This is a genomic window from Rathayibacter tritici, from assembly GCF_001641005.1.
Classification (GTDB): domain Bacteria; phylum Actinomycetota; class Actinomycetes; order Actinomycetales; family Microbacteriaceae; genus Rathayibacter; species Rathayibacter tritici.
The window spans coordinates 2,083,632-2,109,858 of sequence record NZ_CP015515.1; the positions used below are offsets into that span (position 1 = coordinate 2,083,632).

Consider the following 26,227-nt stretch of genomic DNA (forward strand, 5'->3'; position numbering starts at 1 on the left):
AACCGATGCGCGCCGCACCCCTGTGAAGCCCGGCTCGGTGATCGTCCGCGCAGCCCCGGTGCGCCGCGTGCTCGAGATCAAAGACCCAGCCGATTTCGAACTGCGGCGCTCCGACCCGGCAGGGGGAAGACGACGTGCCCAATTATTCGGCGCTCCCCGTGCACCCGGAGTGCAAGCACCAGCGTGTCGTTGTCGGCGTCGAGCGCCTTCATCGCGACAGCTCGTTCGGTGCTGCCGCGTAGGCCTCTCGGCTCAGCGGCTCGCGGTACGGGGGCCAACGCCCTCGTACCGCGAGCAGAATGCGAGTCGATCGTCTGGAGCGCCGCCGTGGAAGGGCGTGATGTCGAGACGGCGAGCGGCGGCACCGTGAGGGCGCTGCCACCGGCCTCCCATCCGCCCGGTCAACCTCCCGAAGACACAGCGGTCCCCTCCTGCTGGAGCATGCGTCGGTGCCGGATGGTTCGGCCTTTGGCTCCGGCTCGCGGGATCAGCCGATCCCGCGAGCCGACCGCGTTCCAACGAGTCGGAGCCGTCTACACGTTGAACCGGAACTCCACCGCATCCCCGTCCTGCATCACGTAGTCCTTGCCCTCAATCCGCGCCTTGATGATCCCAGCCGCGGACGACGCCGAGCACGAGCGTCATACGGTAAAGCGGGACGTTGCGGCGTCGCCGTCCTGCCGCCGCACCCTGGCAGTCGGGACCTCAGCAGACCTGGACGACTGAAGTTAAGGGCCGGATGGACGGGCGTCGCTGCTGAGCGCCATGCTTGTGGTTGGCTGCCCCGTGCGCCAGCAAGTGATCACCGAGGGACCACTTCAACGCACGGCAGGACGTAGGACGATGTCGGAGGCTACCCCGAGACTGAGGAACGCAGGACGCCGCAAGGCCTCCCGCACCTGGCCAACACCCCGCCTCGGCGGGGTGTTGTGTTTTCAGGGGTACCAGACGTAGAAAGACGTCGTCGCCGCCTGAATCCTGCTCGAGATCCGATCGACGGCGGCCCTGGCACGCGAATCCTTCTCCACGATCGTCAGCTTACGATTCGAGAAGTATGTCGCCACATCGGTCGCCTGGAGTAATCAACTCGCGTGGGACGGCCCGAAGTACATAGTGTCGATCAGACTAGACAGCTGACGATCGGTATAACCGGGAACCCGACGGATCTTAAAATCGACCGGAACTCGGTCCCACCCCTTTTCGCCGTGGAACATCTCGTTGCCGTGGAACTCAGTGTCCCTGCTGAAGCCAGGGACGTTTTCGGCAAGAAGCTCGCCTATACCGTTCAGACCAACTTCGATCGCACTTGCCGCCTGCTCGTGCACCACCAGGGCACCGAAGAAGTAAAGCCGATCGTCGCGGGCTGACTCGTCTACGAAGACAGCACGCACGCGTTTAACCTTTTGACGTCGATGTCGACCCGAACCGGAACTCCACCACATCCCCGTCCTGCATCACGTAGTCCTTGCCCTCAATCCGCGCCTTGCCCTTCGCACGCGCCTCAGCGATCGACCCCGTCTCGACGAGGTCGTCGAACGAGATCACCTCAGCCTTGATGAAGCCCTTCTGGAAGTCGGTGTGAATGACGCCCGCGGCCTGAGGCGCGGTCCAGCCCTTCCCGATGGTCCAGGCGCGCGTCTCCTTCGGGCCGGCCGTGAGGTAGGTCTGCAGGCCGAGGGTGTCGAAGCCGATGCGGGCGAGCTGGTTCAGACCCGACTCCGTCTGGCCGGTCGATTCGAGCATCTCGGCGGCGTCGGCCTCGTCGAGGTCGATCAGCTCGGACTCGATTTTGGCGTCGAGGAAGATCGCCTGCGCGGGCGCGACGAGGGCCGAAAGCTCGGCCTTCCGCGCGTCGTCGGTCAGCACGGCCTCGTCGACGTTGAAAACATAGATGAAGGGCTTGGCCGTCAGCAGGCCCAACTCGCGAATCGGCTCGAGGTCGAGCGAGGACGCCGAGAGCGGCTTGCCGGAGTCGAGGAACTCGCGCGCCTTCTTCGCGGTCTCGACCACGATCGGCTCGATCTTCTTGCCCTTCAGCTCCTTCTCGTAGCGGGCCTCGGCCTTCTCGAGGGTCTGGAGGTCGGCGAGGACGAGCTCGGTGTTGATCGTCTCCATGTCGCTCGCGGCGTCGACCTTGCCGTCGACGTGCACGACGTCGGAGTCCTCGAAGCCGCGGATGACCTGTGCGATGGCGTCGGCCTCGCGGATGTTCGCGAGGAACTTGTTTCCCAGGCCCTCGCCCTCGGACGCGCCCCGCACGATGCCGGCGATGTCGACGAAGGAGACGGGAGCGGGGAGGATGCGCTCGGAACCGAAGATCCCGGCCAGCACCTCGAGGCGCGAGTCGGGCAGGTTGACAACACCGACGTTCGGCTCGATGGTCGCAAACGGGTAGTTCGCGGCGAGCACCGTATTCTTGGTCAGCGCGTTGAAGAGCGTCGACTTGCCGACGTTGGGGAGACCGACGATTGCGATAGTGAGAGCCACGGGCATTCATCCTACGGCGTGGCGGCGGCCGAGCCGGGCGGAGCCGCGGTGGGCTCCGAGCGCCGGGACGGGTGCGCCCGGGGCCCGCGCCGCGCGCCCCTCCCGCCGGCGTCGGAGGTGCGTGAGAGGCTGGAGCGTGCCCATCGACTTCACCGCCATCGACTTCGAAACCGCCAACTCGCACGGAGCCTCGGCCTGCTCCGTCGGGCTCGTGAAGGTTCGCGACGGCCGCGTCGTCGATCGGGCCGGCTGGCTGATCCGCCCGCCGCTGGGCTTCGACGACTTCCTCGAGTGGAACACGCGGATCCACGGCATCCGCAAGCACGACGTGCACGCGGCCGCGACCTGGGTCGAGCAGTTCGCCGACCTGACGGCCTTCGCGGGCGAGGACGTGTTCGTTGCGCACAACGCCGGCTTCGACATGAGCGTCATCCGTGCGGCCTGCGCGGCCACCGCCCTCGAGCACCCCGAATACGACTACCTCTGTTCGCTCCAGCTCGCCCGCAAGACCTACGAGCTCGACTCCTACCGCCTCCCCGTCGTCGCGATGGCCGCGGGTTTCGAGGACTTCCGACACCACGACGCGTCGGCAGACGCGGAAGCGTGCGCCGCGATCGTCGTGCACGCGGCACGACGGCACGGCGCCGCGAGCATGGCCGAGCTGGGCGAGCTGGCGGGCATCTCGGTGAAGCGTCTGCGCCCGAAGGCTCCCGTCGCCGCCTGAGTCGTCGCCGCCTGATCCGGTGCCGCCCGAGCCGTCGCCGCGCGAGCCGTGTCAGCCGCGCGGATCCCCGAACCACGTGCTGAAAATGCGCCAGAAGTTGCGGTTCCCGTAGGCCGAGCAGTCGTCGCCCTCGCCGTACAGGTTTTCGAGCACCGCTGCGTTCGGCTGATACGGCGTGTAGGAGTAGAGCCCCGCCGTGGCCGCGTTCACGACCGTCACCGCAGCCGCACCGCAGGCCTCATCCGGGGAGTAGCGGATGTCGCTGGTCGCGCCGACCGGGTACCGATCGAAGCTGCTGTCCGGGTTCCGATACCGCTGGAACTGCCACGCCGCTCCGTACACTTGAGCCGCGAAGCCGTAGGAGTCCGTGTCGCAGTCGGCGGTGTCGGGGCAGCCGTAGCCTGTGGCGCTGCGGAACTGGCGCTCGCTCGGCTCCGGATCGGTGACGAGCGACTGCTCCTTTTGCAGCAGCACCAGGAGCACGGCCGGATTCACGGTGCATGCGCCCGCGACCGCGCTGATGATCTCGGCCGCGGGGCGGTCGCGTCCGGCGGGGACAGCTGCGCACTGCTCGTCGCCCTCGATCGCCGCGGTGTCCTCCGCGTAGTCGCGCAGGCACGGGATCTCAGAGCCCTCGCACTCCGGGACTCGGGCGTTGAGGAACGCCTGCACCGTGAGCGGGCCGAGGGCGTCGCCGTCGAAGAAAACCTCGTCCGAGACGAGGTCGCCCGGATCGAAGTCGGCCGCCACCGGCCCGGGCTGGAGGAACGTCCACAATCGCACGGTCTGCGGCCCCCGCGAGTCGGCCGTCAGGATGTCATCGACCGAGCCCCCGAGCACGAGCGCGGCCAGCACCGGAACGACGACGACCGCACCGCCCCGCCGGCGTCGGGCGCCGGTCGGGGGCGGTGCGGTCGAGAGCATTGCTCCACGCTAGTGGCGGGGCGAGCGCGATCAGCCGCAGGGCGTGAGCCGCGCGACCTCCTCCGAGAGAGTGGTCGGACCGCCCAGGAGGACGACCCGCTTCGCTCCGGACTTCGCGATGTCCGCAAGGACCGCGCGGGGCACGCAGGTCGGCGGCACGGCGAACAAGGGGCTATTCGAGTAGCCCGCCGCCGTGGCTCCAGCGAGCGCATCGGGGAAGTTCTCGCCCGTCGCCAGGAACACCGTCTTCGCGCTGGAGAAGGCGGCGCGGTTCAACTGCTCCGAGGTGTCGTAGCGGTCGACGCCGCCGATCCGCGTAATCGTCGGCCCCGACAGGGAGTTCTTGATCCCGTCGCTCACCGAGAGCGCGCTGCCCGCGATGGTCAGATTCTGGACCTTGAGGCCCGACACGATGGCCCGCGTGGTCGAGTCGGCGCTACCGAGACCGCCGTTCACCAGGATCACGGGCGCGTCGACGGCACCGGCCGCTGCGCTCGCACCGAGCGCGTCGGGGAACTTCTCACCGGTGGCGAGCCACGCCCGCGCCGAACCTCCCGAGAACGCGTACTGGATGATCTGCTTCGACGTGTCGTAGCGGTCCTTGCCGCCGATGCGCTGGACCTGGGGGGAGAAGGACCGCAGCTGGTTCAGCAGGCCGTCGCCGACGCTCAGGGAAGAGCCGACGACCACGATCTTCGCGGGCTTGAGCCGGGCGAGCTCGTCGCGGACGGGCTGCGACATCGAGTCGCGGTCGACCAAGAGGAGCGGTCCGCCCTGCTTGGCGGCGGCGGGGGCGGCGCTCAGCGCGTCGGGGAAGTTCGCGCCGGTCGCGACGTAGACGACGGGAACGTTCGCGCCGTAGACCGCCTTCGAGATCTCGACGGCGGTGCCCTGACGGTCGGTGCCGGCGAGGCGCGTGACGTCAATCCCCGCGGACGTGCTCACGCTCGAGCAGCCGAGGTCCTTGGCGCCCGGGCTACGGGAGTCTCCCGAGCCGACCCACCGGTTCCAGTCGACGGAGTCGGCCGCGACGCACACCTGGTAGGTACCCGGCGTCGAGGCCGGCGTCGTCGCTCCGAAGCCGTGGGCGCGGCCGGCGGCCGGGTAGTCGCCCGGGATGTCGCCGCGGTCGCCGTTCGCAGTCTGCGTGCGAATCGTGCGGCTGCCATCCGGGGCGATGACGGTGACCGTGGTCCTCAGTGCGGCCTGCTGCGTGGTCGGGTCGACCACCCAGCCGGACACGCTGAGGGTGCTGCCGGAGATGCGTGGCGCATCGACGCGGCCGGCGGGCGCGATTCCGGCGTTCGCCAGAGTCCCGTTCGGGTTCCAGTCGCTGAACAGGTACCAGAAGTTGATGTTGCCGTAGGTCGCACAGTTCGCATCGCCGGAGTTGGTGAGCGCGTACGTGTTCGGCTGGTACGGCGTGTAGTAGTAGAGGTCGGCCGTGGCCTGGTTGCGGATGGTGACCGGCGAGGAGCCGCACGCGGTGCTCGGGTTGTACTCGATGTTCGGCGTCGTACCCGGAGCGAAGGCGGTGAAGTTCGAGCCCGAGCCGGGCGGGTTCGCGTAGCGCTTGAACTGGCGGGCCGCGCTGTAGACCTGCGTGAAGAAGCCGGCGGAGCCGGGGTCGCAGGCCGCGGTGTCCGGGCAGTTGTACCCGGTCGCCTTGGCGTAGTCGGCGGGGCCGGGCCTCGTCGTGGTGACGAGGCTCCGCTCCTTCTGCACAAGGACGACGAGCGCCAGCGGGTTGATCCCGCAGGCCGCTCCGACGCGCGTGAAGATCGCAGCCGACGACTCGCTGCCCGAGCCCTGGTAGGCGCTGCACATGGCGTCCGGCGCCTTCGACGGGGTCGCCTGCGAGAAGTTCTTGAGGCAGGGCGTGCCTGCGCCGGTCGTGCACCGGCTGCCCTTCTCGTTCAAGAGCGACTGCACCTGGCCGGCGCTCAGTGCGTCGCCATCGAAGAACTGTGCGTCGCTGATGATGAAGCCGGCGCGGAAGCTCTTCGTCTGCGCGGCGTCGTACTGCGTCGACTGGTCCGGGACGCCGTGGTCGGCTCGGTCGAGCGCCGGGTCGAGGGAGCCAGTCTCGACTGAGACGCTCGACGGCGCGTCCTCGGCGGCGGAAGCGGCGGTGAGCGGGACGACGGCGGTGCCGAGCCCGACTGCGAGGGCGAGCGCGGCGGTGAGCAGGCGCGGTGATCGACGATGATTCCCCATGATCGCGAAGTCTACGAGGCGGTGGAGCGACCCCGTGTCCCTCATTTGGCGGGCATAGCACGGCGATCCGAGGATGTCGGAGGTCCATGATGTCATCGGCGGCATGGATGTCTCCTTCGCCCTCGGTCTGGTGGTCGGCGCGCTCCTCGCGGGAGTCGTCGCCGCCCTTCTCGCCCGCTCCCGCACACCCGACGCCGCTCTCTCCCTCGACCTCGCGACCGCTCGCGCACGCGCCGAGGGGCTGGAGGAGCGCCACGAGGCCGTCGTCGAGCAGCACCGTGAGCATCTCGGGTCCGCGCGCGATCAGATCCGCGAGCTCCACGAGCAGCTGCGCGTCGTCGCCGAGCGCGAGCGGCACGACGCGCGTATCCTGCAGACCCTCTCCCCCGTCGCCGAAAGCCTGCGCGGCATGCAGGAGGCGGTGAGCCGGCTCGAGCGCGAGCGCGCCGCCCAGTTCGGCGCGATCACCGAGCAGCTGGAGGGCCAGCGGGCGGCGGGCGAGCAGCTTCGCTCGACGACCGAGACCCTCGCCACCGCGTTGCGCTCCACCACCAGCCGCGGCGCGTGGGGTGAGACTCAACTCCGCAACGTCGTCGAGGCCGCGGGGCTCACACAGCGGGTCGACTTCGACGTGCAGTTCGGGCTCGAAGGAGAAGCGGGTCGCGGCCGGGCCGACATGGTGGTGCGCCTCCCCGGTGGCAAGGCGATCGCCGTCGACGCCAAGGTCCCGTTCGACGCATACCTCGAGGCCAGCGCGATCCCGGCCGGGGCCGTCGGTGAGGAGGAGGCGCGGCGCGCGGCACTCCTGCGCGCCCACGTCCGCGCGCTCCGCGGCCACGTGGACGCGCTTGCCGCCCGCTCCTACTGGACGGGGCTCCCGGCGAGTCCCGAGTTCGTCATCGCATTCGTACCCAGCGAGCCGCTGCTCGCCAGCGCGCTCGATGCCGACCCGAGCCTGCTCGAGTACGCGTTCCGCAAGCGCGTCGCGCTCGCCTCGCCGGTCACCCTCTGGTCCGTGCTCAAGACCGTCGCCTACACCTGGCAGCAGGATGTGCTCACCGACGACGCACAACGCCTGCTCGACCTCGGCAAGACCCTCTATGCGCGCCTCGGCACACTCGCCGACCACGCCGAGGGCCTGCGCCGCTCCCTCGAGAAGACGGTCGACTCCTACAACGCCTTCGCCGGCTCGCTGGAGAGTCGCGTGCTCGTCACCGCGCGCCAGTTCGACTCCCTCGACGAGTCCAGGGTCATCGCCCCGGTCGCGGGAGTCACCTCCTCCCCGCGCCGCCTGACCGCGGTCGAGCTGCTCGCGGACAAGACGGACGGGGAACGGAGTGCAGAGGGAGGCCGGGCCGCCCGAGGGGCGGGGCTCAGACCCACTTCTCCGCGAGGTGCTGAGCAGTGACGCGGCGGATGGTGCCCGAACGCGAGCGCAGGACGATCGACTCCGTCGTGATGACGTGACCCTCCTTGCGCACGCCCTTCACGAGCCCGCCGTTCGTCACACCGGTTGCGACGAAGTAGGTGTTGTCGCTGCGGACCAGGTCGTTCGCGTGCAGCACGCGGTCGAGGTCGTGGCCGGCGTCGAGAGCGCGCTGGCGCTCGTCGTCGTCCTTCGGGCGCAGGATCCCCTGAATGACCCCGCCCAGGGCGCGGATGGCGCACGCCGTAATGATGCCCTCGGGGGTGCCTCCGGTACCGACGCACATGTCCAGACGCGAGTCGTGGCGCGCCGCATTGATGCCGCCCGCGACGTCGCCGTCGAGCAGCAGCCGGGTTCCGGCTCCGGCAGCGCGGATGTCCTCGATGAGCTGAGCGTGCCGGGGACGGTCCAGCACCGCGATCCGCATCTCCTCCACGGGCTTGCGCTTGGCGCGGGCGAGCGCACGGATGTTCTCGCCGATCGGTCGCTGGATGTCGATGATCCCGACGCCCTCGGGACCGGTGACGATCTTCTCCATGTAGAACACGGCGGAGGGGTCGAACATCGCGCCTCGGTCGGCCACCGCGATCATCGACAGCGCGTTCTGCCGCCCGGCGGCGGTCAGCGAGGTGCCGTCGATCGGGTCGACCGCAATATCGGCGGCGGGCCCCGAGCCGTTGCCGACATGCTCGCCGTTGAAGAGCATGGGCGCGTTGTCCTTCTCGCCCTCGCCGATCACGACGACGCCGTCGAAGTTCACTGTCCCGAGGAAGGTCCGCATCGCATCGACGGCAGCACCGTCGGCGGCGTTCTTATCACCCTTGCCGATGAACGGAACGGCGCGGATCGCGGCGGCCTCGGTGGCGCGGACGAGCTCCATGCCGAGGTTGCGGTCGGGGTGGAGGTAGAGCGAGTCGTTGTCAGTCAGGTCGTGATCAGTCACTGAGCGGAGTCCTTCGTCGTCGAGTTCGTGCACGTCGTCGCAGGACCCGCGGAGCGGATCCCCATCCCACGGGAAGCCTAGTCCAGGGCCTTCCCGCCGCAGGAGGGAGTGCGCAGGGGCGCCTCGGTAGACTCGTCCGCGACGCGGGCCTCGCCCGACCCCCTTCGTTCATCCGTCAAAGGAGATGCCATGCCCGTCGCTACCCCGGACCAGTACGCAGAGATGCTCGACAAGGCGAAGTCGGGCGGCTTCGCCTACCCGGCGTTCAACGTCTCGTCGTCGCAGACCATCAACGCGGTCCTCCAGGGCCTGACGGAGTCGGGCTCGGACGGCATCATCCAGGTCACCACCGGAGGCGCGGACTACTTCGCCGGTCACACCGTCAAAAACCGTGCGGCCGGCGCAATCGCCTTCGCGAAGTTCGCAACCGAGGTCGCCAAGAATTACCCGGTCACCGTCGCGTTGCATACCGACCACTGCCCGCAGAACGCGCTCGAGGGCTTCGTCTACCCGCTGATCGCCGCCTCGGAGGAGGAGGTCAAGGCCGGTCGCGAGCCGCTGTTCCAGTCGCACATGTGGGACGGCTCCGCGGTCCCGCTCGACGAGAACCTCGCGATCGCGAAGGAGATCCTCCCCCGCGTCAAGAACATCAACGCGATCCTCGAGGTCGAGATCGGCGTCGTCGGCGGCGAGGAGGACGGCGTCTCGCACGACATCAACGAGCACCTCTACACCACCCTCGACGACGCGATCGCAACCGTCGAGGCGCTCGGCTTCGGCGAGCAGGGCCGTTACATGGCCGCCCTCACCTTCGGAAACGTCCACGGCGTCTACAAGCCCGGCAACGTGCGCCTGCGCCCGGAGCTGCTCCGCGAGATCCAGGACGGCCTGCAGCAGAAATACGGCACCGACGCGCTCCCGCTCGACCTCGTCTTCCACGGCGGATCGGGCTCGACCGACGAGGAGATCGCCGAGGCGGTCCGCAACGGCGTCGTGAAGATGAACATCGACACCGACACCCAGTACGCGTTCAGCCGCTCGATCGCGGACACCGTACTGAAGAACTACGACGGGTTCCTCAAGGTGGACGGAGAGGTCGGCAACAAGAAGGTCTACGACCCGCGTTCCTGGGGCAAGATCGCCGAGACCGCGATGGCCGCACGCGTCGCCGAGGCCACCCGCCAGCTCGGTTCGGCCGGGAACTCCGGGAAGTAGGGCACCGCTCCGTGACGAATGCACACGATCAGCCGGGCGCCGGACGTCCGGAGCCGCAGTACGGCGAGTACGCGCCGCCCGGCTGGTCGTGGCAGCCGCCCGAGGACGCAGTTCTCGTCCCCGATCCGCGCGGCTCCGAGACCGATCCGCGCCCCGCGACCTCTCCGTCCGCGAAGGCCGTCGCGCACCCCGTCGACCGCCTGCTCACCGTCGTGCTGCTCGCACTCGGCGTGTTCTTCGCCGTACCGACGCTGCTCGACCCGTCCAGCTTCGCCACGACGCTGCAGGAGCTCTATCGCACCCAGGGCATCGGCACGTACGCGTCGCCCGAACTCGCGCGCATCCTCGGCGTCGTCGTGGCGCTCGCCCAGTCGCTGATCGTCGCCTTCGCGGTGTGGATCTCGATCCGTCGCCTGCGGGCGGGCAAGCGGGCAGTGCTCGTGCCGATCCTCGGGATCGCAGCGACCGTGCTGCTCTCGCTGATCATCGCTGCGATCGCCATCCTGGGCGATCCGACGTTCGCCGACTACGTCACCCGCATGTCCTCCGGGCAAAGCGGCGCCACGACTGGCGCCTGAACCCCCGAGGCGACCGCTCGCGGACTCCGGCGCCGATCATCGTCGCGTCCTCGTGACGAGGTCCCGCTGCACAGTCTGAAGGGCAGGTCTTCACTGTCGTGGTGGCCGTCGACGCCACTCAGGTGGAGGGCATCCCCAGTGAGCGGCGACCACTTAAAGGAAAGCAAACAGACCCTATGTAGGTTTAGTGGATGCTGTACGGACCTGGACAGGAGCGCAACCATGACCGCAGACCTTCCCGCCGCAGTACGCGCCTCAGCGGTCGAGATCGGCGCCAACCTCGCCGGATGGCGGAAGATCCTCGGGCTGACCGCGGAACAGGTCGCGGACCGCGCGGGTGTGACCCGAGTGACTCTCCGGAAGGTGGAACACGGCGACCCGACCGTCGCCTTCCATGTCCTCCTCCGCGTCGCCCGTGCTCTCGGTGTTCGTGACACCCTCACCACTGCACTCGATCCCCTGAAGACCGATCTGGGACGCGCGCGCGCTGACCTCCTCCTGCGAAAGCGCGTCCGATGACCGCACACGACTCCCTCGACGTCCATGTCGAGATCGACGGCGCCACTGTGCTCGCAGGCCGAGCGCGGTTCCATCGCGGACGTACCGCGCTCTCGACGACGTCGACTTCCTGACGGGAGTCGCCGACACGACGAGGCAGGGCGCCCTCCGATTCCGTGGTTCTCACCCGGCCGCTTTCCTGAACCCGGACGACGGCGTACCGCGACTCCTCCAACTGCCCGCGCTGCTGCGCTCCGCCGAAGCCGTCACCGGCGACGAAGACGGATTCGAGTCGGTGAAGCTGCTCCTTGACGCGGGCGAGGCAGACGTCGATTGCAGGAGCGGACAACGGAGCGGATCAGGCGGAGGGTCTGGTCGTCCTCGCGGAACAGTGCCGACTCGCTCCCGATGAAGTGCGGGCAGAACTGCTCGCAGTGGTGGGAGCTCTCTCCGGCTGGCAGGACGCTGCTCGGTCGAACGGCGCACGCCCGGGCGACCTCGCACGCTTCGAGGAGGCGTTCGAGACGGGTCTTGGGACGCTGCGGGATGCGGCGCGTTAGGCGCCGGCTCCCGCGCTGATCCGGCCGCCGACTCCACGGGCATCGCGCTTGCCGGCGACGTCCTTGCGCAGCTCCTTGGGGAGCGAGAACATCAGGTCCTCTTCAGCGGTCTTGACCTCTTCGACCTCGCCGTAGCCGGCGGCGGCCAGGTCGTCGAGGACCTCCTGGACCAGCAACTCGGGCACTGAGGCGCCGCTGGTGACGCCGACGGTGCGGATGCCCTCGAGCCACTCCTGCTTGATCTCGCTCGCGTAGTCGACCCGGTAGGCCGCCTTCGCGCCGTACTCGAGGGCGACCTCGACCAGACGCACCGAGTTGGAGGAGTTGGCGGAGCCGACGACGATGACCAGCTCGGCGCCCGCGGCGACCTTCTTGATCGCGACCTGGCGGTTCTGGGTGGCGTAGCAGATGTCGTCGCTCGGCGGATCCTGGAGGTTGGGGAAGCGCTCGCGGAGGCGACGCACCGTCTCCATCGTCTCGTCGACCGACAGCGTGGTCTGCGAGAGCCAGACGACCTTATTCGGATCCTTCACCACAATGTTGGGCACGTCGTCGGGGCTGCCCACGAGGGTGACGTGATCGGGAGCCTCACCTGCGGTGCCCTCGACCTCCTCATGGCCTTCGTGACCGATCAGGAGGATCTCGACATCGTCGCGCGCGAACCGGACGGCCTCGCGGTGCACCTTGGTCACGAGCGGGCAGGTCGCGTCGATGGCCTGGAGGTTGCGATCGGCCGCGCCCTGCACGACCGCCGGCGAGACTCCGTGCGCACTGAAGACGATGTGCGAGCCCTCCGGCACTTCGTCGACCTCGTCCACGAAGATCGCGCCCTGGCTCTCGAGCGTCGAGACGACGTGCAGGTTGTGCACGATCTGCTTGCGGACGTACACGGGGGCACCGTAGTGCTCGATCGCCTTCTCGACGGCGACGACTGCGCGGTCGACGCCGGCGCAGTATCCGCGGGGGGCGGCGAGGAGAACGCGCTTTGCCCCGTCGACGGGGACGTCGCGCAGACGCCCGGTGGCGCGGGGCATGCGCGGCATGGGCAGGCTGATCGGGACGTGACTCACCCCCTGATCCTACGTGCTGTATCCCGTGCCCGGGGGGTCGCCGTGTCGGAGGCATCCCGTACCGTGGTCGGCGCGGGAGGGCACTTCCGCTCCCCCGTCCCTCCGAGCAGAGGCAGCGATGACCGACGCCCCACCCACCGCCGACGCCCCCTGGCAGGTCGGCCTGCTCGCCAGCAAGATCAAGGGCTGGATCGAGCGGCTCGGCACCGCCTGGGTCGAGGGCGAGATCACCCAGTGGGGAGTCTCGGGCGGCAACGTCTACGGCAAGCTGAAGGATCTCTCCGGTGACGCGACGATCGGCTTCACGGTCTGGTCGTCGGTGCGGAGCCGACTCCCGTCCGACCTCAAGCAGGGCGACCGCGTCGTCGCACTCGTGAAGCCCAACTACTGGGTCAAGGGCGGCACGCTCTCGATGCAGGTGTTCGAGATGCGCCACGTCGGCCTCGGCGATCTGCTCGAGACGCTCGAGCGGTTGCGTCGGCAGCTCGCGTCGGAGGGGCTCTTCGATGCGACGCGGAAGAAGCCCCTGCCGTTCCTCCCGCACGGAATCGGCCTGATCACCGGGAAGGACTCGGACGCCGAGAAGGACGTGCTGCGGAACGCGCAGCTGCGCTGGCCCGCCGTGCGCTTCCGGGTCGTCCACTCCGCCGTGCAGGGCGATCGGACGGTGCCCGAGGTGCTCGCGGCGCTGAGAACCCTCGACGCCGACGAGAGCATCGACGTGATCGTGATCGCGCGCGGCGGCGGTGACTTCCAAAACCTCCTCGGCTTCAGCGACGAGGCCCTCGTGCGCGCGGTCGCCGCCTGCTCCACTGCGGTCGTCAGCGCCATCGGCCACGAGGCCGACCGCCCACTCCTCGACGACGTCGCCGATCTGCGCGCCTCCACGCCCACCGACGCGGCCAAGCGGGTCGTGCCGGACGTCTCCGACGAGCTGCTGCGGGTGCAGCAGGCCCGACTACGGATGACCGGGCGCGTGAGCGGACTGGTCTCGCACGAGATCGACCGGCTGTCGCAGCTGCGCTCGCGCCCTGTCCTCGCGCAGCCACGGGTCCTGGTGGATCGCCACTCCGAGGAGCTGACCCGATGGGTTGCGCGCGGCGCCGAGCTGGTTGAGCGCCGCCTCGAACGTGCGCACCTCGAGGTCGAGCGCCTCCACGGTCACCTGCGTGCCCTCTCCCCCCAGCACACCCTCGACCGCGGCTACGCGATCGTCCAGAACGCGACCGGTCATGTCGTCCGCGCTCCCGAGGACGCGCCCCCCGGCGGCGCGCTCGTGCTCACGCTCGCGGAGGGAGCCATCGGCGCCCGCTCCGAGGGCCCGGCCGGCGATCCAGCAGGCCGCTCCTGAGCACGCCGCACCCCACCTCCCCCCTCAGCCCCGATCGATAGGATCACCCCCATGTCCGACTCCCCCGACGCCCTGGCGACCGACTCCGACGTCTCGGGATTCTCGTACGAGCAAGCGCGCGACGAACTCGTTCGCGTCGTCTCCGAACTCGAGCAGGGCAGCTCGACGCTCGAGCGCTCGCTCGCCCTGTGGGAGCGCGGCGAGTCGCTCGCCGCCCGCTGCGAGGAGTGGCTGGTGGGAGCACGCGCCCGGTTGGACGCGGCCCGCTCGGGAGGGGCGAGCGCCGGATGAGCCGCAGCAAACCCGCACGGGTCGTCGCCGAGCTCGGACGTCCGGAGACCCCCGCAGAGACAGCCGCTCGCAGAGCAGAGAACTCCCGCCTCTACCGCCAGCGCAAGACGGTGAACAATCTCGTCTTCTCGCTGCTCGCCACCGTCGGCGCCGTGGCACTGATCGTGTTGCTCGTCCCCCGGGGCGACACCGTGGAGTTCTCCTCGGTCGATGTGTCACGCGTCGCCGCGCAGGTCCAGCTCGGCGAGCAGCAGACGCTCGCCGTGCCCGCCCTGCCCGAGGGCTGGAAGGCCAACGCGGCCGAGCTGCGCCGCGAGAACGGCACCGACTACTGGTACATCGGCCTGATCACCCCGAAGGCCGGCTACATCGGCCTGAGTCAGGGGCTCGACGCGGACGCGGCCTGGGTCGCGACGCAGCTGGACCGCCGCGCGGCGACGGGGGTTGAGACGATCGACGGCCGCGAGTGGACGGTCTACGACCATCGCGAGTCCGGTGGTGACACCGGCAACACGCCGTACGCACTCGAGACGACGGAGGGCTCCAGCACCTACCTCGTCTACGGCACGGCCCCGACGGACGAGGTCCGCCGGGTCGTCGACGCCATCAGCCCGCAGATCGGCCAGGAGGAGTCCCGATGAGCCTCGACACCAGCAGCACCGTCCCCCGCGAGTCGCGACCGCCGGCGTGGGTCTGGAAGGAGATGCTCCGCGGCAACCAGCGCTTCGTCGCGGGCGAACCACGTCACCCCCGCCAAGACGTCGAGCGCCGCGCCGAGCTCGCCGCCGCTCAGGCCCCGCTCGCCGCGCTCTTCGGCTGCAGCGACTCCCGCCTCGCGGCCGAGATTATCTTCGACCTAGGGCTCGGCGACCTCTTCGTCGTCCGCAACGCCGGCCAGGTGATCGCCGACTCCATCATCGGCTCGCTCGAGTACGGGGTAGCCGTCCTCGGCGTGAAGGTGCTGCTCGTGCTCGGGCACGACGAGTGCGGAGCGGTCCGCGCGGCGATCCAGTCGCAGGCGCCCGGAGCCGAGCGGCTTCCTCCGCACATCGAGCACTTGATCGAGCCGATCATCCCCGCCGTGCGCCGCCACGTGGGCGCGCAGCCGGACGGCCGCGTGCTCGTCGACCCGTCGGCGACCGACGCGCTGGCCGTCGGCCGCGAGCACCTGCGCGACACCGTCGCCGAGCTGCTCCAACGCTCCCCGCTGATTGCGGACGCGGTCGCTACCGGGCAGCTCGCCCTGGTCGGCGCCAACTACCGACTCTCGGACGGCACCGTGATGTCCGACGTCGTGCTCGGGATCGAGCCGCCCGAGCTCAGCCCCTACGTCTCTGAGCTGGAGCGCGACTCCGGCTCGACCCCCTCCGCCGCTCCGAGCGCGGTGGGATCGGATCCCGCGTGAGCGGCTCCGGACAGCACAGCAGCAACCGATCAGACAAGGACGAACACAGCGTGGTGGATCACTCCCCGACCGACGACTCCGGCGACTTCCGGATCGAGCACGACACGATGGGCGAGGTGCGGGTCCCGCGCGACGCCCTCTACGCCGCGCAGACCCAGCGGGCGGTCGAGAACTTCCCGATCTCGGGTGCGGGACTCGAGCCGGCGCAGATCGCGGCCCTCGCCCGCATCAAGAAGGCCGCGGCGCTCGCGAACGCGGAGCTGGGCGTCCTCGACTCCGACGTCGCAACCGCCATCGCGGACGCGGCCGACCTGGTCGTCGGGGGCGGCTACGAGGCGCACTTCCCGATCGACGTCTACCAGACCGGCTCGGGCACCTCCTCGAACATGAACATGAACGAGGTGCTCGGCTCGCTCGCGACCACGGCTCTTGGCCGCACCGTGCATCCCAACGACCACGTCAACGCGTCGCAATCCTCCAACGACGTCTTTCCCACCTCCGTGCACGTCGCCGTCACCGGCGCGCTGATCGAGTCGCTGATTCCCTCGCTCGAGCAGCTCGCCGAGTCGCTCGAGGTCAAAGCGGAGCAGTGGGCCGAGGTCGTCAAGGCCGGTCGCACACACCTGATGGACGCCACTCCGGTGACGCTCGGCCAGGAGTTCGGCGGCTATGCCGCGCAGATCCGCCTCGGCATCGAGCGTGTGCAGTCCGCTCTCCCCCGCGTCGCCGAGGTTCCGCTCGGCGGCACCGCGGTCGGCACCGGCATCAACACCCCTGCCGGATTCCCGCAGAAGGTCATCGCGCGCCTCGCGGAGGAGACGGGCCTGCCCGTCACCGAGGCCCGCAACCACTTCGAGGCCCAGGGCGCGCGCGACTCGCTGGTCGAGGCCTCCGGCGCACTGCGCGTGCTCGCGGTGAGCCTGACGAAGATCAACAACGATCTGCGCTGGATGGGCTCAGGGCCGAACACCGGGCTCGGCGAGCTGCGGATCCCCGATCTGCAGCCCGGCTCCTCGATCATGCCCGGCAAAGTGAATCCGGTGATCCCGGAGGCGGTCCTCATGGTCTGCGCTCGCGTGATCGGCAACGACGCCACCATCGCGTGGGCCGGCGCCTCGGGTGCCTTCGAACTCAACGTCGCGATCCCGGTGATGGGCACGGCGCTGCTGGAGTCGATCCGACTGCTCTCGAACTCGGCCGTCCTGCTCGCCGACAAGACCGTCGATGGCCTCGAGGCCGACGTCGAGCACGCGCGGGCCCTCGCCGAGTCCTCGCCCTCGATCGTCACTCCGCTGAACAAGGTGATCGGCTACGAGGCCGCCGCCAAGGTCGCGAAGAACTCGGTCGCCAAGGGCATCACGGTCCGCGAGTCGGTCGTCGACCTCGGCTTCGTCGAGCGCGGCGAGGTGACACAGGAGCAGCTCGACAGCGCCCTCGACGTCATGTCGATGACGCACCCCGGCTGAGCCCGGCCCCCTGACGGCCCGTCCCTGCGCGTGCAGCGGGGCGGGCCGTCACAGCATCAACCAGAACGCCGCGAGCTGGAACGGGCCGAACGCGATCCGTCCCCGGCCGCGCAGCGCGAGCACCCACAGTCCGGCCAGCACGAAGGCGAGGGCCGGTGCTGTGGCGACCCGGTCGGGTCCGAGGGCGGCGAGCGGAGGCGCGAGCGCCGCTCCGAGCTTCACGTCGCCGAGACCCAACCCTCCCGCCGCGTGCAGCGTCCCGAAGCCCAGCGCTGTTGCGAGAACGGCGAGCAGTGTCCCCGGCGTCGGCGCCGACGCGACTCCCGCAGCCAGCAACGGCAGCGTGATCGCGTTCGGGAGGCGCCTCCCGCGCACATCCGCCAGCACCAGCGGCACACTGACGAGCGCCACTGGGACGAGGCCGGGCGCGTCTCCGAGGCGCGGTGCCGCGATGACGAGCAGCAGGGCGGCGCCGAGCAGGACGGCGGCGCGGTCGAGCAGGAGTCCGCGGATCATCCGCCGAGAGTAGAGCGCATCGCCCTCCGTCCGTCACCGTTCTCCACAGGCCGGGGGCAGCCCCGGGGACGGCGTCGACCGGGACGTTGGCGATCGCGCCCGCCGCCGGGCAGTCAGCCTCTCGGCGGCAGCGGTCCGAGCAGCAGCGCCGCCCAGGCACCGTGCGCCGAGGAGTCGTCGGAGGGGTGGAACTGCCCCGCCAGCACGTCGCGGTAGAGGCGGCCGAGCTCCGACCCGCGCGTGTAGGCCGAGCCGCCCGCGATCTGCACGGCGCTCTCGACCACGCGCAGCGCCGCCTCCGTGGTGCGGATCTTCACGCCCACGAGCGAGGGGAACCAGCGCGCACCCCGGTCGACAAGCGCGTCCACGTCGGCCGCCGCCGAGCGCAGTGGGGCTTCCACTCCGTCGAGCAGCATCCCGACCACGGCGACCCGGCGGCGCACGTCGGGGTCCTCGGCGAGCGGCCGCCCGCCCGAGCGGAGGGAGGTCCGGCGGTGCACCGAGGCGACGGCCACGTCCAGCGCCCGCTGCGCGACGCCGAGGTAGACCGAGGAGATCAGCAGCTCGAAGGCCGCGAAGACGGCGAAGACGAAGGGGTCGGCGCTCGGTCCGACGGGGAGCGAGCGGATCATCCGCTCGGCCGGGACGACCACTCCGTCGAGCACTGTCGTGCGACTCTGTGTCGCGCGCATGCCCAGTGTGTCCCAGTCGTCGCGGACCTCGAGTCCGGCGACGGGCGTCTCCGGGGTCTCCCGGTCGACGAAGCCGTGCACGAGGCGCGGCTGGGGGCCGCTGTCGTCGCGCCCGAAGACGCCGAGCCGCGTCCACGCGGGCGCGAGGGACGTGAAGACCTTCGTGCCGGTGAAGCGGTAGCCGCCGTCGCCGACCGGCTCCGCACGGGTCAGCGAGTCCGAGAGCACCAGATCGTTCCCCGCCTCACTGTTGCCGAAGGCGAAGACGTGACCCGCCGCAGCCTCGATGAGCACCGAGCGGAGGGAGTCGTCGCCACGGTCGAGCAGGAGGCGTGCGATCCCGGTCCAGACCAAATGCATGTTCACGGCGAGCGCCGTCGCCGGGGCCGCGGTCGCGAGGCGGGTCTGCTCAGCGGCCGCCTGCTCGAGGCCCAGACCCGCGCCGCCGAGGTCCTCGGGAACGAGCAGCGCGAGGTAGCCGATCGTGCGCAATTCCTCCAGATCCTCGGAGCAGAACGCGTTGCGCTCGTCGTAGTCGGCCGCACGGCCGCGGAAGCGCTCCAGGAGCGCGTCGTCGAGGATGCTCACCCGCCCCACGCTACGCCCCCGCGCCTCCGGCTCGCGGAACCGCATCCGGCTCGCAGAAACCAGCGGATTCAGCGAGCCGGACGCTCCACGACGAGCCGGACGTCCGCTCAGGCGAGCTCGTGCGACTCCAGCATCTCGGTGACCAGCGCCGCGATCGCCGAGCGCTCGGAGCGGGTCAGCGTGACGTGCGCGAACAGCGGATGCCCCTTCAGCGTCTCGATCACGGAGGCGACTCCGTCGTGCCGACCGACCCTGAGGTTGTCGCGTTGCGCCACGTCGTGCGTCAACACCACCCGGGAGTTCTGGCCGACGCGCGAGAGCACCGTGAGCAGAACGTTCCGCTCCAGCGACTGCGCCTCATCCACGATCACGAAGGCGTCGTGCAGCGAGCGTCCACGGATGTGAGTGAGCGGTAGCACCTCGAGCATGCCCCGCTCGATCACCTCGTCGAGCACATTCTGTGAGACCAGCGCGCCGAGCGTGTCGAAGACCGCCTGCGCCCAGGGGTTCATCTTCTCGGCAGCGTCGCCGGGCAGAAAACCGAGGTCCTGGCCGCCCACCGCATAGAGCGGCCGGAAGACCATGATCTTCTTGTGCTGGCGCTTCTCGAGCACTGCCTCCAGCCCCGCGCAGAGCGCGAGCGCCGACTTGCCGGTGCCGGCGCGGCCGCCGAGCGAGACGATGCCCACCTCCTGATCCAGGAGCAGGTCGATCGCGAGCCGCTGCTCCGCCGAGCGCCCGTGCAGGCCGAACACGTCCTTGTCGCCGCGCACCAGCGTGATCTGCCGCTTCCCGGTCACCCGGGCGAGGGCGGAGCCGCGGTCGGAGTGGACGACGAGGCCGGTATTGACCGGAATGTCGGCCACGACGTCCGTGAACAGGCGCTCGCGGTCGTACAGCTCGCTCATCGCATCGCCGCCGAGCGTCACGTCGTCCATGCCGGTCCAGCCGGACTCGGGGGCCTGCTCGGCGAGGTACTCCTCGGCGGCGAGGCCGATCGACGCAGCCTTCACGCGCATCGGCATGTCCTTGGACACGACGGTGACCGTGGCGCCCTCGCCCTGCAGGTTGAGCGCGACGGCGAGGATCCGCGCATCGTTATCGCCCATCTGCAGCCCGCTCGGCAGCACCGACATGTTCGAGTGGTTCAGCTCGACCCGGAGTGTGCCGCCCCGGCCGACCGCGATCGGGAAGTCGAGTCGCTCGTGCTGCACGCGCAGCTCGTCGAGGTGTCGCAGCGCCTGCCGCGCGAAGTAGCCGATCTCGGGGTCGTTGCGCTTGCCCTCGAGCTCGCTGATGACGACGATCGGCAGCACCACGGCGTGCTCCGCGAACCGGAACATCGAGGAGGGATCCGACAGCAGAACCGAGGTGTCCAGGACGTAGGTGCGCTGGAGCTGATCGGTTGGATCCGCGGAGCCGTGCTGCGCGTGGCGGTGGAGGCCGCCCTGCGCGCCGGTCTGCGGATCCATGCCCTGGGGAACTGTCACGATGACTCTCCACACTCCGGGGGCCGGAGCCCCCGGCTCATGTCCTCGAGCCGGCCTCTTCGGTGTCTGTCGTGCACCGCGCAGTATCCCTTCGGCGTCTGCGCGATGTCGAGCCGCGTCTGAGGCTGTCCCGACCAGGCGCTGTACCTGATGACTCGAACCTAACCCGGCGAATGACATCCGTGTGCTTCGCACCGCTACGAATATGTAACCAACACGTGAACGCGCGGAATCCGCAGCTAGTAGACGATGCTCGTCGCCGCAGAGACCAGCGCGGCCCGGAGCAGCGCGAGGGTCTCGTCGGTGGTGCCCGCGTGGGCGCTGAAGCGGACCGTGCCCGGCCGCAGGCGCGCAGTGACGCCGTGCGCGGCGAGGGAGGCGGCCAGCGGCGCCAGTTCCTCCGGCTCCGGCTCGACGACGACCATGCCCGCGCGCTCGTGCTCGCCGCGGGAACCCACGACCGCCAGTCCGAACTCGTCGGCCAGATCCACGATCGCGCTGACCCGCTCCGCCACGAGCGCGGCGATCGTCGACTGTCCGACCACCGCGACCTCCTCCAGCGCTGACGCGAGCCGCGCCTGAGCGATCGGATCCGGCTTGCTGATGCTGAACGCCCGGGCGTCTTCGCGCGGCGGTGCTACCTCGCCCCACGGCTCCGCCTGCTCCGATCCGCTCCAGCCGGAGAGCACCGGCGCCACCCGCGAGAGCGCCCGCTCGCTGAGCGCGAGGAATCCGGTTCCCCAGCCTGCTCGGAGCCACTTCTGGCCTCCGGTGACCACGACGTCGGCCAGCTCGTAGGGAGCGTCGACGACGCCGAAACCCTGGATGGCGTCGAGGACGAGCATCCGGTCGCCGATCACGTCGCGGATCGCCGCGACGTCCGCGAGGTAGCCGGTGCGGGAGTCGACCAGGCTCACTGCGACGGTCGTCACGTCGTCGGTGAGCTGCTCCCGGAGCGCCTCCGGTGTCACTCGGCCCTGCTCCGTGCGCAGCCACCGGGGCTCCACCGACCCGAGGGCCTCCGCCGCGCGCACCGCCGCGAAAGGCAGGCTCGGGAACTCCGCGGCGGACAGCAGCACCGCACCGGACGTGCCCAACAGCGCATGCAGGAGGCCCGTCGAGGTGTTGGGCTGGAAGACGACGTGGGCGGCGGGGACGCGCACGAGCGCCGCGGCAGCCGTGCGGACGCGCTCATCCTGCCCGAACAGCCCGTCGAGGGTGCCACTGCGCGCGCGCATCAGCAGCTCGACCGCCGCCTCCTGCTCGGCGGCGACGGTCGCCGAGAGCGGGCCCACGCGGCCGAAGTCGAGGTAGCCGGGTTCCTCGCCGAACCCGGCGAGGTAGTCCTCGGTCGTGGTGAGGTGGGTGACCTCGTTCGAACTCATGCCGGCCCTTCCGGTCGGTACTGCGGGAGGAGCCGCGAGGTCAGCTGCCGAAGCGACGGTGGCGCCCGGCGTAGTCGCGGAGCGCGCGAAGGAAATCGACCTCGCGGATGTCCGGGCCCAACGCCTCCATGAAGTAGAACTCGCTGTGCGCGCTCTGCCAGAGCATGAAGTCCGAGAGGCGCTGCTCCCCGGAGGTGCGGATGACCAGGTCGGGATCGGGCTGTCCGCTGGTGTACAGATGCTCGCCGATCAGCTCCGGCGTCAGCAGACCCGCGACGTCCTCGATCGAGGAGCCGCGCTTGCCGTGCTCCTCCAGGATGCTGCGCACGGCCTGCGCGATCTCGTGCCGACCGCCGTAGCCGACCGCGAGATTCACGTGCAGGCCGGTGTGGGAGGCGGTGCGCGCTTCGGCTGTGTCGAGGGCCGTGACGAGCGAGGCGGGGAGACCCTCGTCGGAGCCGACGTGCTGCACCCGCCAGTCCGGCTGCTGCGAGACCTCCTCGGCGAGGTCGGCGATGATCGCGATCAGCTCGGTCAGTTCGCTGCTGTCCCGGCCGACGAGATTGTCCTGCGAGAGCAGGTACAGGGTGACGTGCCGCACACCGAGCTCATCGCACCACTGGAGGAACTCGTGCACCTTCGCGGCGCCCGCCCGGTGCCCGTGCGCCGCCGTCTCGAAGGCCCGCTGCCGCGCCCACCGCCGATTGCCGTCGATGATCATCGCGACGTGGTTCGGTAGGGAGTCGGGGGGAAGACTCGACCGCAGACGCTTCTTATAGACGCCGTAGAGAAGGTCCCTTCCCACAGGCAGTCTCGGCTTCGGCACAGTGACACGGTAGCCGACCCGGACCGGTCCTCGAAGCCGGTGGACGCTCGGTGTCACACCGGCATCGCGTCGTAGTCTGTCCGCCATGAGCTCGCGGCCGACGCCTCCCCCGTCCGATCCCTCCGCACACGCCGCCGACGCAGCGGACCCGTCCGTGCTCCCCCTGGTCGAGGACGCGATCGAGCAGGGCCCCGCAGCCGAGGTGCGCCCGACCTGGCGGGGCTGGATCCATGCCGGGATCTTCCCGCTCGCGGCCGTCGCCGCAGTGGTGCTGGTCGTGCTCGCGGACGGGACCGCCGCGACGTGGGCGGCCGCGGTATTCGCGACCACGTCACTCCTGCTCTTCGGCACTTCCGCCCTGTACCACCGCTTCGACTGGACGCCGCGGACAAAGATGATCCTGAAGCGGATCGACCACGCGAACATCTTCCTGCTGATTGCCGGCACGTACACGCCGCTCGCCGTACTCGCCCTGCCGCCCGCGCAGGGCACGCTGCTGCTGGTCCTGGTCTGGGCGGGCGCGCTGCTCGGGATCGGCTTCCGCGTCTTCTGGATCGGCGCGCCGCGCTGGCTGTATGTGCCGCTGTACCTGCTGCTGGGCTGGGCGGCGGTGATGTATCTGGGGCCGCTCTTCCACGCCAGCGCGCCGATGATGGTGCTCGTCCTCGTCGGCGGGCTCTGCTACTCCGCGGGCGCCGTGATCTACGGCATCAAGAAACCCAACCCTGTGCCGGGCGTCTTCGGCTTCCACGAGATCTTCCACGCGCTCACGGCCGTGGCGTTCCTCTGCCACTGGACGGCGGCGTTGATCGTCACGCTGCATCCGGCCTACAACGTCTGAACGGGCTCAGCCGTCCCTGCGCTCCGCCTCCTCGGCGTCAAGCCGCTCCTTGACCTGCGCGGTGTAGGTGGTGCGGCGCACACGGCGCGCCATGTCGAGCGCGAGCAGGACCGCGGCGAGGGCGATCACGAGCATCGTGACGAAGCCGAAGAGGCCGGGGGTGACCGTGTCCTCGTTGAAGTCAGGGCCCGGGGTCGGCACGGGGCTCGAGGTGGCGGCGAGGACGACGACACGCTGGGCGCCCTCGAGCAGCGCGGCGATCACGCGCGCACCTCGTCGGCGATCGCGACTCCGGATCCGTCGGGCACCGGGGAAATGGGGGCCGCGCCCGACGTCGCGGGCTCGGGAAGGATCGGCGGGACGACCGCGCTCGGGCCGGGGGCGAGCTCAGCCAGGTCGAGGCCGGCGAAGAGGTCGGTCTCGGGAGTCGGAGCGTCGACGCGGCTGTCGATGAGCTGGAAGTCGTCGGTGGGCCAGGCGGCGTCGATCACCGCGTGCGGGAGGAAGAAGAAAGCGTTATCCGGAGCGACCTGGCTGGCGTGGGCGCGCAGGGCGGCGTCGCGCCGGTCGTGGAAGCCGGAGATCACGACGCGCGTGGTCGCGAGGAAGGGGGTGTTCTCGAACCAGCCCTTCATCTCATCCAGAACAGACACACGCGAATCGTCCGGGTCGATCGAGCGCAGATGCTCGGCGATCGCCCGCAGCTTCTGAGCACTGAAGACGCGGTCGTAGTACAGCTTCGAGACCGACCAGGGAGCGCCCGTCCCGCGGTACTCCTCGGCGAGGCCCGCCGCGCGGTACGCCTCAACGGCGACCTGGTGCGCGCGGATGTGGTCGGGGTGCGGGTAGCCGCCGTTCTCGTCGTAGCTGATGATCACGTGCGGGCGGAATCGCCGGACCAGGCGCACGAGCGGAGCAGCGGCGGTCGCCAGCGGCAGACCCGCGAACGAGGCACCATCGACCTTCCCGTCCTCCGGCATCCCGGAGTCCACGAATCCGAGCCAGGTGTGCTCCACGCCCAGCGCCTCGCGGGCGAGGACCATCTCTTCTCGGCGGAGGCCGCCGATGTCGCGCTCGGCGTGCGCGCGAGCCTCCAGGCCCTCATTCAGCACCGAGCCGGCCTCACCCCCGGTGCAGGAGACGACCATGACCTCAGCGCCTCGCTCGGCGTAGGCCGCCAGAGTCGCAGCACCCTTGCTCGACTCGTCATCCGGATGGGCGTGCACGGCGAGGAGGCGCGGAACGACCCGCACCTCCGAATCGACGGAGACCTCGACGGCCTGGGACACGATCGCTCGATTCCTCGGGGTTGAATAGAGTCCGGCGCTTCTGCCCTGGGGGATACTGCCCTGAGTGGATGCGCGCCGCCTGTCCAGAGTAGACGCATCATCGAGGGAGTTCCGTGGCCGCCCGCACGTCCGAGAGCGTCGACCGCCCCGGCGCGTCCACCCTCGACCCGGACTCGCTCCGCGCCGCCGGCCCCCTCGCCACGCGCTACGGCCGCACGAGCCGCACCCGCCTCGGCAACCGCTGGCTCTTCGGCGGAGTTGCGCTCGCCTTCGTCGCCGTCTTCGCAGCCTGGGTGATCTGGGCCGGACTCGACGGCGCCCGCGGCCAGGTGGACGTGCAGGACACTGCGCACGAGGTCGTCGACGACCGCACCGTGACCGTCTCCTTCGACCTCACCGCCCCGGTCGAGCGTGAGGTCGCCTGCGCCGTCCAGGCCCTCAACGAGCAGTCCGCAGTCGTCGGCTGGCTGGTAGTGGAGTACCCCGCCTCCACCGAGCGCTTCCGCTCGCACACCGAAACCGTCCGCACCACCGAGCTGGCGAACACAGGTTTGATCTCCTCCTGCTGGCTCCCGTAGGCTTGACCGAAGCCCTGACGGACTCGTCGGGGCGTCGCCATTTCCACCGCCGCCTGACGCCGGCCGTCCCGACCGCCGGACGCGGACACTCCGCACGGCACTGCCGGACGCCGCGAGCGCGGCCCTCAGAGCAGGAGCCCACCATGACGGACCAGTCACAGGTGACCTGGATGACCCAGGAGTCGTACGACCGCCTCGAGGCGGAGCTCACCGAGCTGTCCACCGCCGGACGCGAGGAGATCGCCAAGCGCATCGAGGTGGCCCGCGAGGAGGGTGACCTGAAGGAGAACGGCGGCTACCACGCCGCGAAGGACGAGCAGGGCAAGATCGAGGCCCGCATCCGCCAGCTGACCTCGCTCCTGCGCGAAGCCGAGATCGGCACGCCGCCCGAGAGCCACGGAGTGGTCGAGGCCGGCACGATCATCACCGCCGTCATCGCCGGCGACGAATCCCGCTTCCTCCTGGGCAATCGCGAGATGGCGGGCGAGAGCGACCTCGACGTCTACAGCCCGCAGAGCCCCCTGGGCTCGGCGATCATGGGCCTGAACGTCGGCGATACGACGCGCTTCACGGCACCCAACGGGCGGGAGATTGAGGTTCGCGTCGCCAACGTCGAAACCTGGTCGGGCCACTGATCGCGGTCCGCGGCGCTCTCCGCGGCGTTGTCGTCGGGCGCGATACCGCCGGTATCGCTTCCTCCTCCGCCTTGCGGAGAACACCGCGGACCACGATCAGACCAAACACCCCACGGCGTTGTCGTCGGGCGCGATACCGCCGGTATCGCATCCTCCTCCGCCTTGCGGAGAACACCGCGGACCACGAACACACCACGGCGGGCGGCGACGTTTCGCGCGCCATCGGGGAGGG

The 26,227-nt window shown here is 70.0% G+C and carries 27 protein-coding genes and 1 pseudogene; 14 read left to right on the forward strand and 14 right to left on the reverse strand.

Annotated elements, in window-relative coordinates; all coding sequences use genetic code 11:
* Positions 1 to 533: 533 nt before the first annotated feature.
* The 3 genes and pseudogenes from A6122_RS15805 to ychF all read right to left on the reverse strand — a co-directional run.
* A pseudogene (locus A6122_RS15805) lies at positions 534 to 605 on the reverse strand (DUF933 domain-containing protein); the annotation flags it as partial.
* Between the two features lie 477 nt (positions 606 to 1,082).
* Complete coding sequence (locus A6122_RS09465) at positions 1,083 to 1,391, reverse strand: hypothetical protein (RefSeq protein WP_068254216.1); 309 nt, start codon at positions 1,389 to 1,391, stop codon at positions 1,083 to 1,085.
* Between the two features lie 4 nt (positions 1,392 to 1,395).
* Positions 1,396 to 2,487 (reverse strand): redox-regulated ATPase YchF, encoded by a 1,092-nt coding sequence (gene ychF / locus A6122_RS09470; protein WP_068257406.1) that lies wholly within the window; start codon positions 2,485 to 2,487, stop codon positions 1,396 to 1,398.
* A gap of 136 nt (positions 2,488 to 2,623) precedes the next feature.
* Between ychF and A6122_RS09475 the strand changes: the two genes are divergently transcribed.
* Complete coding sequence (locus A6122_RS09475) at positions 2,624 to 3,211, forward strand: exonuclease domain-containing protein (RefSeq protein ID WP_068254217.1); 588 nt, start codon at positions 2,624 to 2,626, stop codon at positions 3,209 to 3,211.
* Positions 3,212 to 3,262: 51 nt separating this feature from the next.
* On the opposite strand, the gene A6122_RS09480 is transcribed toward A6122_RS09475, so the two are convergent.
* Complete coding sequence (locus A6122_RS09480; RefSeq protein WP_068254218.1) at positions 3,263 to 4,135, reverse strand: hypothetical protein; 873 nt, start codon at positions 4,133 to 4,135, stop codon at positions 3,263 to 3,265.
* Between the two features lie 30 nt (positions 4,136 to 4,165).
* Complete coding sequence (locus tag A6122_RS09485) at positions 4,166 to 6,352, reverse strand: cell wall-binding repeat-containing protein (RefSeq protein WP_146085075.1); 2,187 nt, start codon at positions 6,350 to 6,352, stop codon at positions 4,166 to 4,168.
* Positions 6,353 to 6,425: 73 nt separating this feature from the next.
* On the opposite strand from A6122_RS09485, the gene A6122_RS09490 reads away from it, so the two are divergent.
* The gene (locus tag A6122_RS09490; protein WP_104261886.1) at positions 6,426 to 7,760 is read left to right on the forward strand and encodes a DNA recombination protein RmuC; all 1,335 of its coding nucleotides are present in this window, start codon (positions 6,426 to 6,428) and stop codon (positions 7,758 to 7,760) included.
* Here A6122_RS09490 and glpX read toward each other — a convergent pair.
* The gene (gene glpX, locus A6122_RS09495; RefSeq protein WP_068257409.1) at positions 7,726 to 8,658 is read right to left on the reverse strand and encodes a class II fructose-bisphosphatase; all 933 of its coding nucleotides are present in this window, start codon (positions 8,656 to 8,658) and stop codon (positions 7,726 to 7,728) included. The two genes, A6122_RS09490 and glpX, sit on opposite strands and share 35 nt — an antisense overlap.
* Positions 8,659 to 8,910: 252 nt before the next feature.
* Here glpX and fbaA point away from each other — a divergent pair, with 252 nt between their 5' ends.
* From fbaA to A6122_RS09515, 4 genes are all read left to right on the forward strand, one after another.
* Positions 8,911 to 9,936 (forward strand): class II fructose-bisphosphate aldolase, encoded by a 1,026-nt coding sequence (gene fbaA / locus A6122_RS09500; protein WP_068254231.1) that lies wholly within the window; start codon positions 8,911 to 8,913, stop codon positions 9,934 to 9,936.
* Positions 9,937 to 9,947: 11 nt separating this feature from the next.
* On the forward strand, positions 9,948 to 10,514 hold the full coding sequence (locus A6122_RS09505) for a DUF6264 family protein (protein WP_068254234.1): 567 nt from the start codon (positions 9,948 to 9,950) through the stop codon (positions 10,512 to 10,514).
* A 222-nt stretch (positions 10,515 to 10,736) separates the two neighbouring features.
* Complete coding sequence (locus tag A6122_RS09510; protein WP_068254235.1) at positions 10,737 to 11,033, forward strand: helix-turn-helix domain-containing protein; 297 nt, start codon at positions 10,737 to 10,739, stop codon at positions 11,031 to 11,033.
* Between the two features lie 287 nt (positions 11,034 to 11,320).
* A complete protein-coding gene (locus tag A6122_RS09515; protein ID WP_068254236.1) occupies positions 11,321 to 11,572 on the forward strand; it encodes a hypothetical protein in 252 nt (83 codons plus the stop codon).
* Here the strand turns inward: A6122_RS09515 and A6122_RS09520 are convergent.
* Positions 11,569 to 12,615 (reverse strand): 4-hydroxy-3-methylbut-2-enyl diphosphate reductase, encoded by a 1,047-nt coding sequence (locus A6122_RS09520; RefSeq protein WP_068257411.1) that lies wholly within the window; start codon positions 12,613 to 12,615, stop codon positions 11,569 to 11,571. The genes A6122_RS09515 and A6122_RS09520 overlap by 4 nt on opposite strands.
* 145 nt (positions 12,616 to 12,760) lie before the next feature.
* Between A6122_RS09520 and xseA the strand changes: the two genes are divergently transcribed.
* From xseA to A6122_RS09545, 5 genes are read left to right on the forward strand one after another with little or no spacing between them, the layout of a single operon-like run.
* Positions 12,761 to 13,993, forward strand: coding sequence for an exodeoxyribonuclease VII large subunit (gene xseA, locus A6122_RS09525; RefSeq protein WP_068254237.1), 1,233 nt, complete (start codon positions 12,761 to 12,763; stop codon positions 13,991 to 13,993).
* Positions 13,994 to 14,044: 51 nt separating this feature from the next.
* Complete coding sequence (locus A6122_RS09530) at positions 14,045 to 14,284, forward strand: exodeoxyribonuclease VII small subunit (RefSeq protein WP_068254239.1); 240 nt, start codon at positions 14,045 to 14,047, stop codon at positions 14,282 to 14,284.
* Positions 14,281 to 14,925: a DUF4245 domain-containing protein gene (locus A6122_RS09535; protein WP_068254242.1), complete on the forward strand. Its 645-nt coding sequence runs from the start codon at positions 14,281 to 14,283 to the stop codon at positions 14,923 to 14,925. Before A6122_RS09530 ends, A6122_RS09535 begins: the two co-directional genes overlap by 4 nt.
* Positions 14,922 to 15,689, forward strand: coding sequence for a carbonic anhydrase (locus A6122_RS09540; RefSeq protein ID WP_068254251.1), 768 nt, complete (start codon positions 14,922 to 14,924; stop codon positions 15,687 to 15,689). Before A6122_RS09535 ends, A6122_RS09540 begins: the two co-directional genes overlap by 4 nt.
* Before the next feature lie 50 nt (positions 15,690 to 15,739).
* Complete coding sequence (locus A6122_RS09545) at positions 15,740 to 17,155, forward strand: class II fumarate hydratase (protein ID WP_084415935.1); 1,416 nt, start codon at positions 15,740 to 15,742, stop codon at positions 17,153 to 17,155.
* Positions 17,156 to 17,203: 48 nt separating this feature from the next.
* Here A6122_RS09545 and A6122_RS09550 read toward each other — a convergent pair whose 3' ends face one another.
* The 5 genes from A6122_RS09550 to A6122_RS09570 all read right to left on the reverse strand — a co-directional run bounded on the left by A6122_RS09550 (position 17,204) and on the right by A6122_RS09570 (position 22,652).
* Entirely contained in the window at positions 17,204 to 17,671 is a 468-nt protein-coding gene (locus A6122_RS09550) for a prepilin peptidase (RefSeq protein WP_068254253.1), read from the reverse strand.
* A 113-nt stretch (positions 17,672 to 17,784) separates the two neighbouring features.
* Positions 17,785 to 18,996, reverse strand: a complete 1,212-nt coding sequence (locus A6122_RS09555; protein ID WP_068254255.1) for an acyl-CoA dehydrogenase family protein — start codon at positions 18,994 to 18,996, stop codon at positions 17,785 to 17,787.
* Between the two features lie 62 nt (positions 18,997 to 19,058).
* Positions 19,059 to 20,423 carry a PhoH family protein gene (locus tag A6122_RS09560; RefSeq protein WP_084415936.1) on the reverse strand — a complete coding sequence of 455 codons (1,365 nt, stop codon included), beginning with the start codon at positions 20,421 to 20,423 and terminating at the stop codon, positions 19,059 to 19,061.
* A 257-nt stretch (positions 20,424 to 20,680) separates the two neighbouring features.
* The gene (locus A6122_RS09565) at positions 20,681 to 21,826 is read right to left on the reverse strand and encodes an aminotransferase class V-fold PLP-dependent enzyme (protein WP_068254257.1); all 1,146 of its coding nucleotides are present in this window, start codon (positions 21,824 to 21,826) and stop codon (positions 20,681 to 20,683) included.
* Positions 21,827 to 21,866: 40 nt separating this feature from the next.
* Positions 21,867 to 22,652, reverse strand: coding sequence for an isoprenyl transferase (locus A6122_RS09570; protein WP_068254258.1), 786 nt, complete (start codon positions 22,650 to 22,652; stop codon positions 21,867 to 21,869).
* Between the two features lie 85 nt (positions 22,653 to 22,737).
* Here A6122_RS09570 and trhA point away from each other — a divergent pair, with 85 nt between their 5' ends.
* The gene (gene trhA, locus A6122_RS09575; protein ID WP_084415938.1) at positions 22,738 to 23,493 is read left to right on the forward strand and encodes a PAQR family membrane homeostasis protein TrhA; all 756 of its coding nucleotides are present in this window, start codon (positions 22,738 to 22,740) and stop codon (positions 23,491 to 23,493) included.
* Positions 23,494 to 23,499: 6 nt separating this feature from the next.
* Here the strand turns inward: trhA and A6122_RS09580 are convergent, their stop codons facing one another.
* Both A6122_RS09580 and mca read right to left on the reverse strand, forming a co-directional pair.
* Positions 23,500 to 23,757 carry a hypothetical protein gene (locus tag A6122_RS09580; RefSeq protein ID WP_068254262.1) on the reverse strand — a complete coding sequence of 86 codons (258 nt, stop codon included), beginning with the start codon at positions 23,755 to 23,757 and terminating at the stop codon, positions 23,500 to 23,502.
* Positions 23,754 to 24,782 carry a mycothiol conjugate amidase Mca gene (mca, locus tag A6122_RS09585; RefSeq protein ID WP_068254264.1) on the reverse strand — a complete coding sequence of 343 codons (1,029 nt, stop codon included), beginning with the start codon at positions 24,780 to 24,782 and terminating at the stop codon, positions 23,754 to 23,756. The genes A6122_RS09580 and mca overlap by 4 nt, the downstream gene beginning before the upstream one ends.
* 113 nt (positions 24,783 to 24,895) lie before the next feature.
* Between mca and A6122_RS09590 the strand changes: the two genes are divergently transcribed.
* Positions 24,896 to 25,360: a DUF4307 domain-containing protein gene (locus A6122_RS09590; protein ID WP_084415939.1), complete on the forward strand. Its 465-nt coding sequence runs from the start codon at positions 24,896 to 24,898 to the stop codon at positions 25,358 to 25,360.
* A 143-nt stretch (positions 25,361 to 25,503) separates the two neighbouring features.
* Complete coding sequence (gene greA, locus A6122_RS09595; RefSeq protein WP_068254265.1) at positions 25,504 to 25,995, forward strand: transcription elongation factor GreA; 492 nt, start codon at positions 25,504 to 25,506, stop codon at positions 25,993 to 25,995.
* The last annotated feature ends 232 nt before the right edge of the window (positions 25,996 to 26,227 follow it).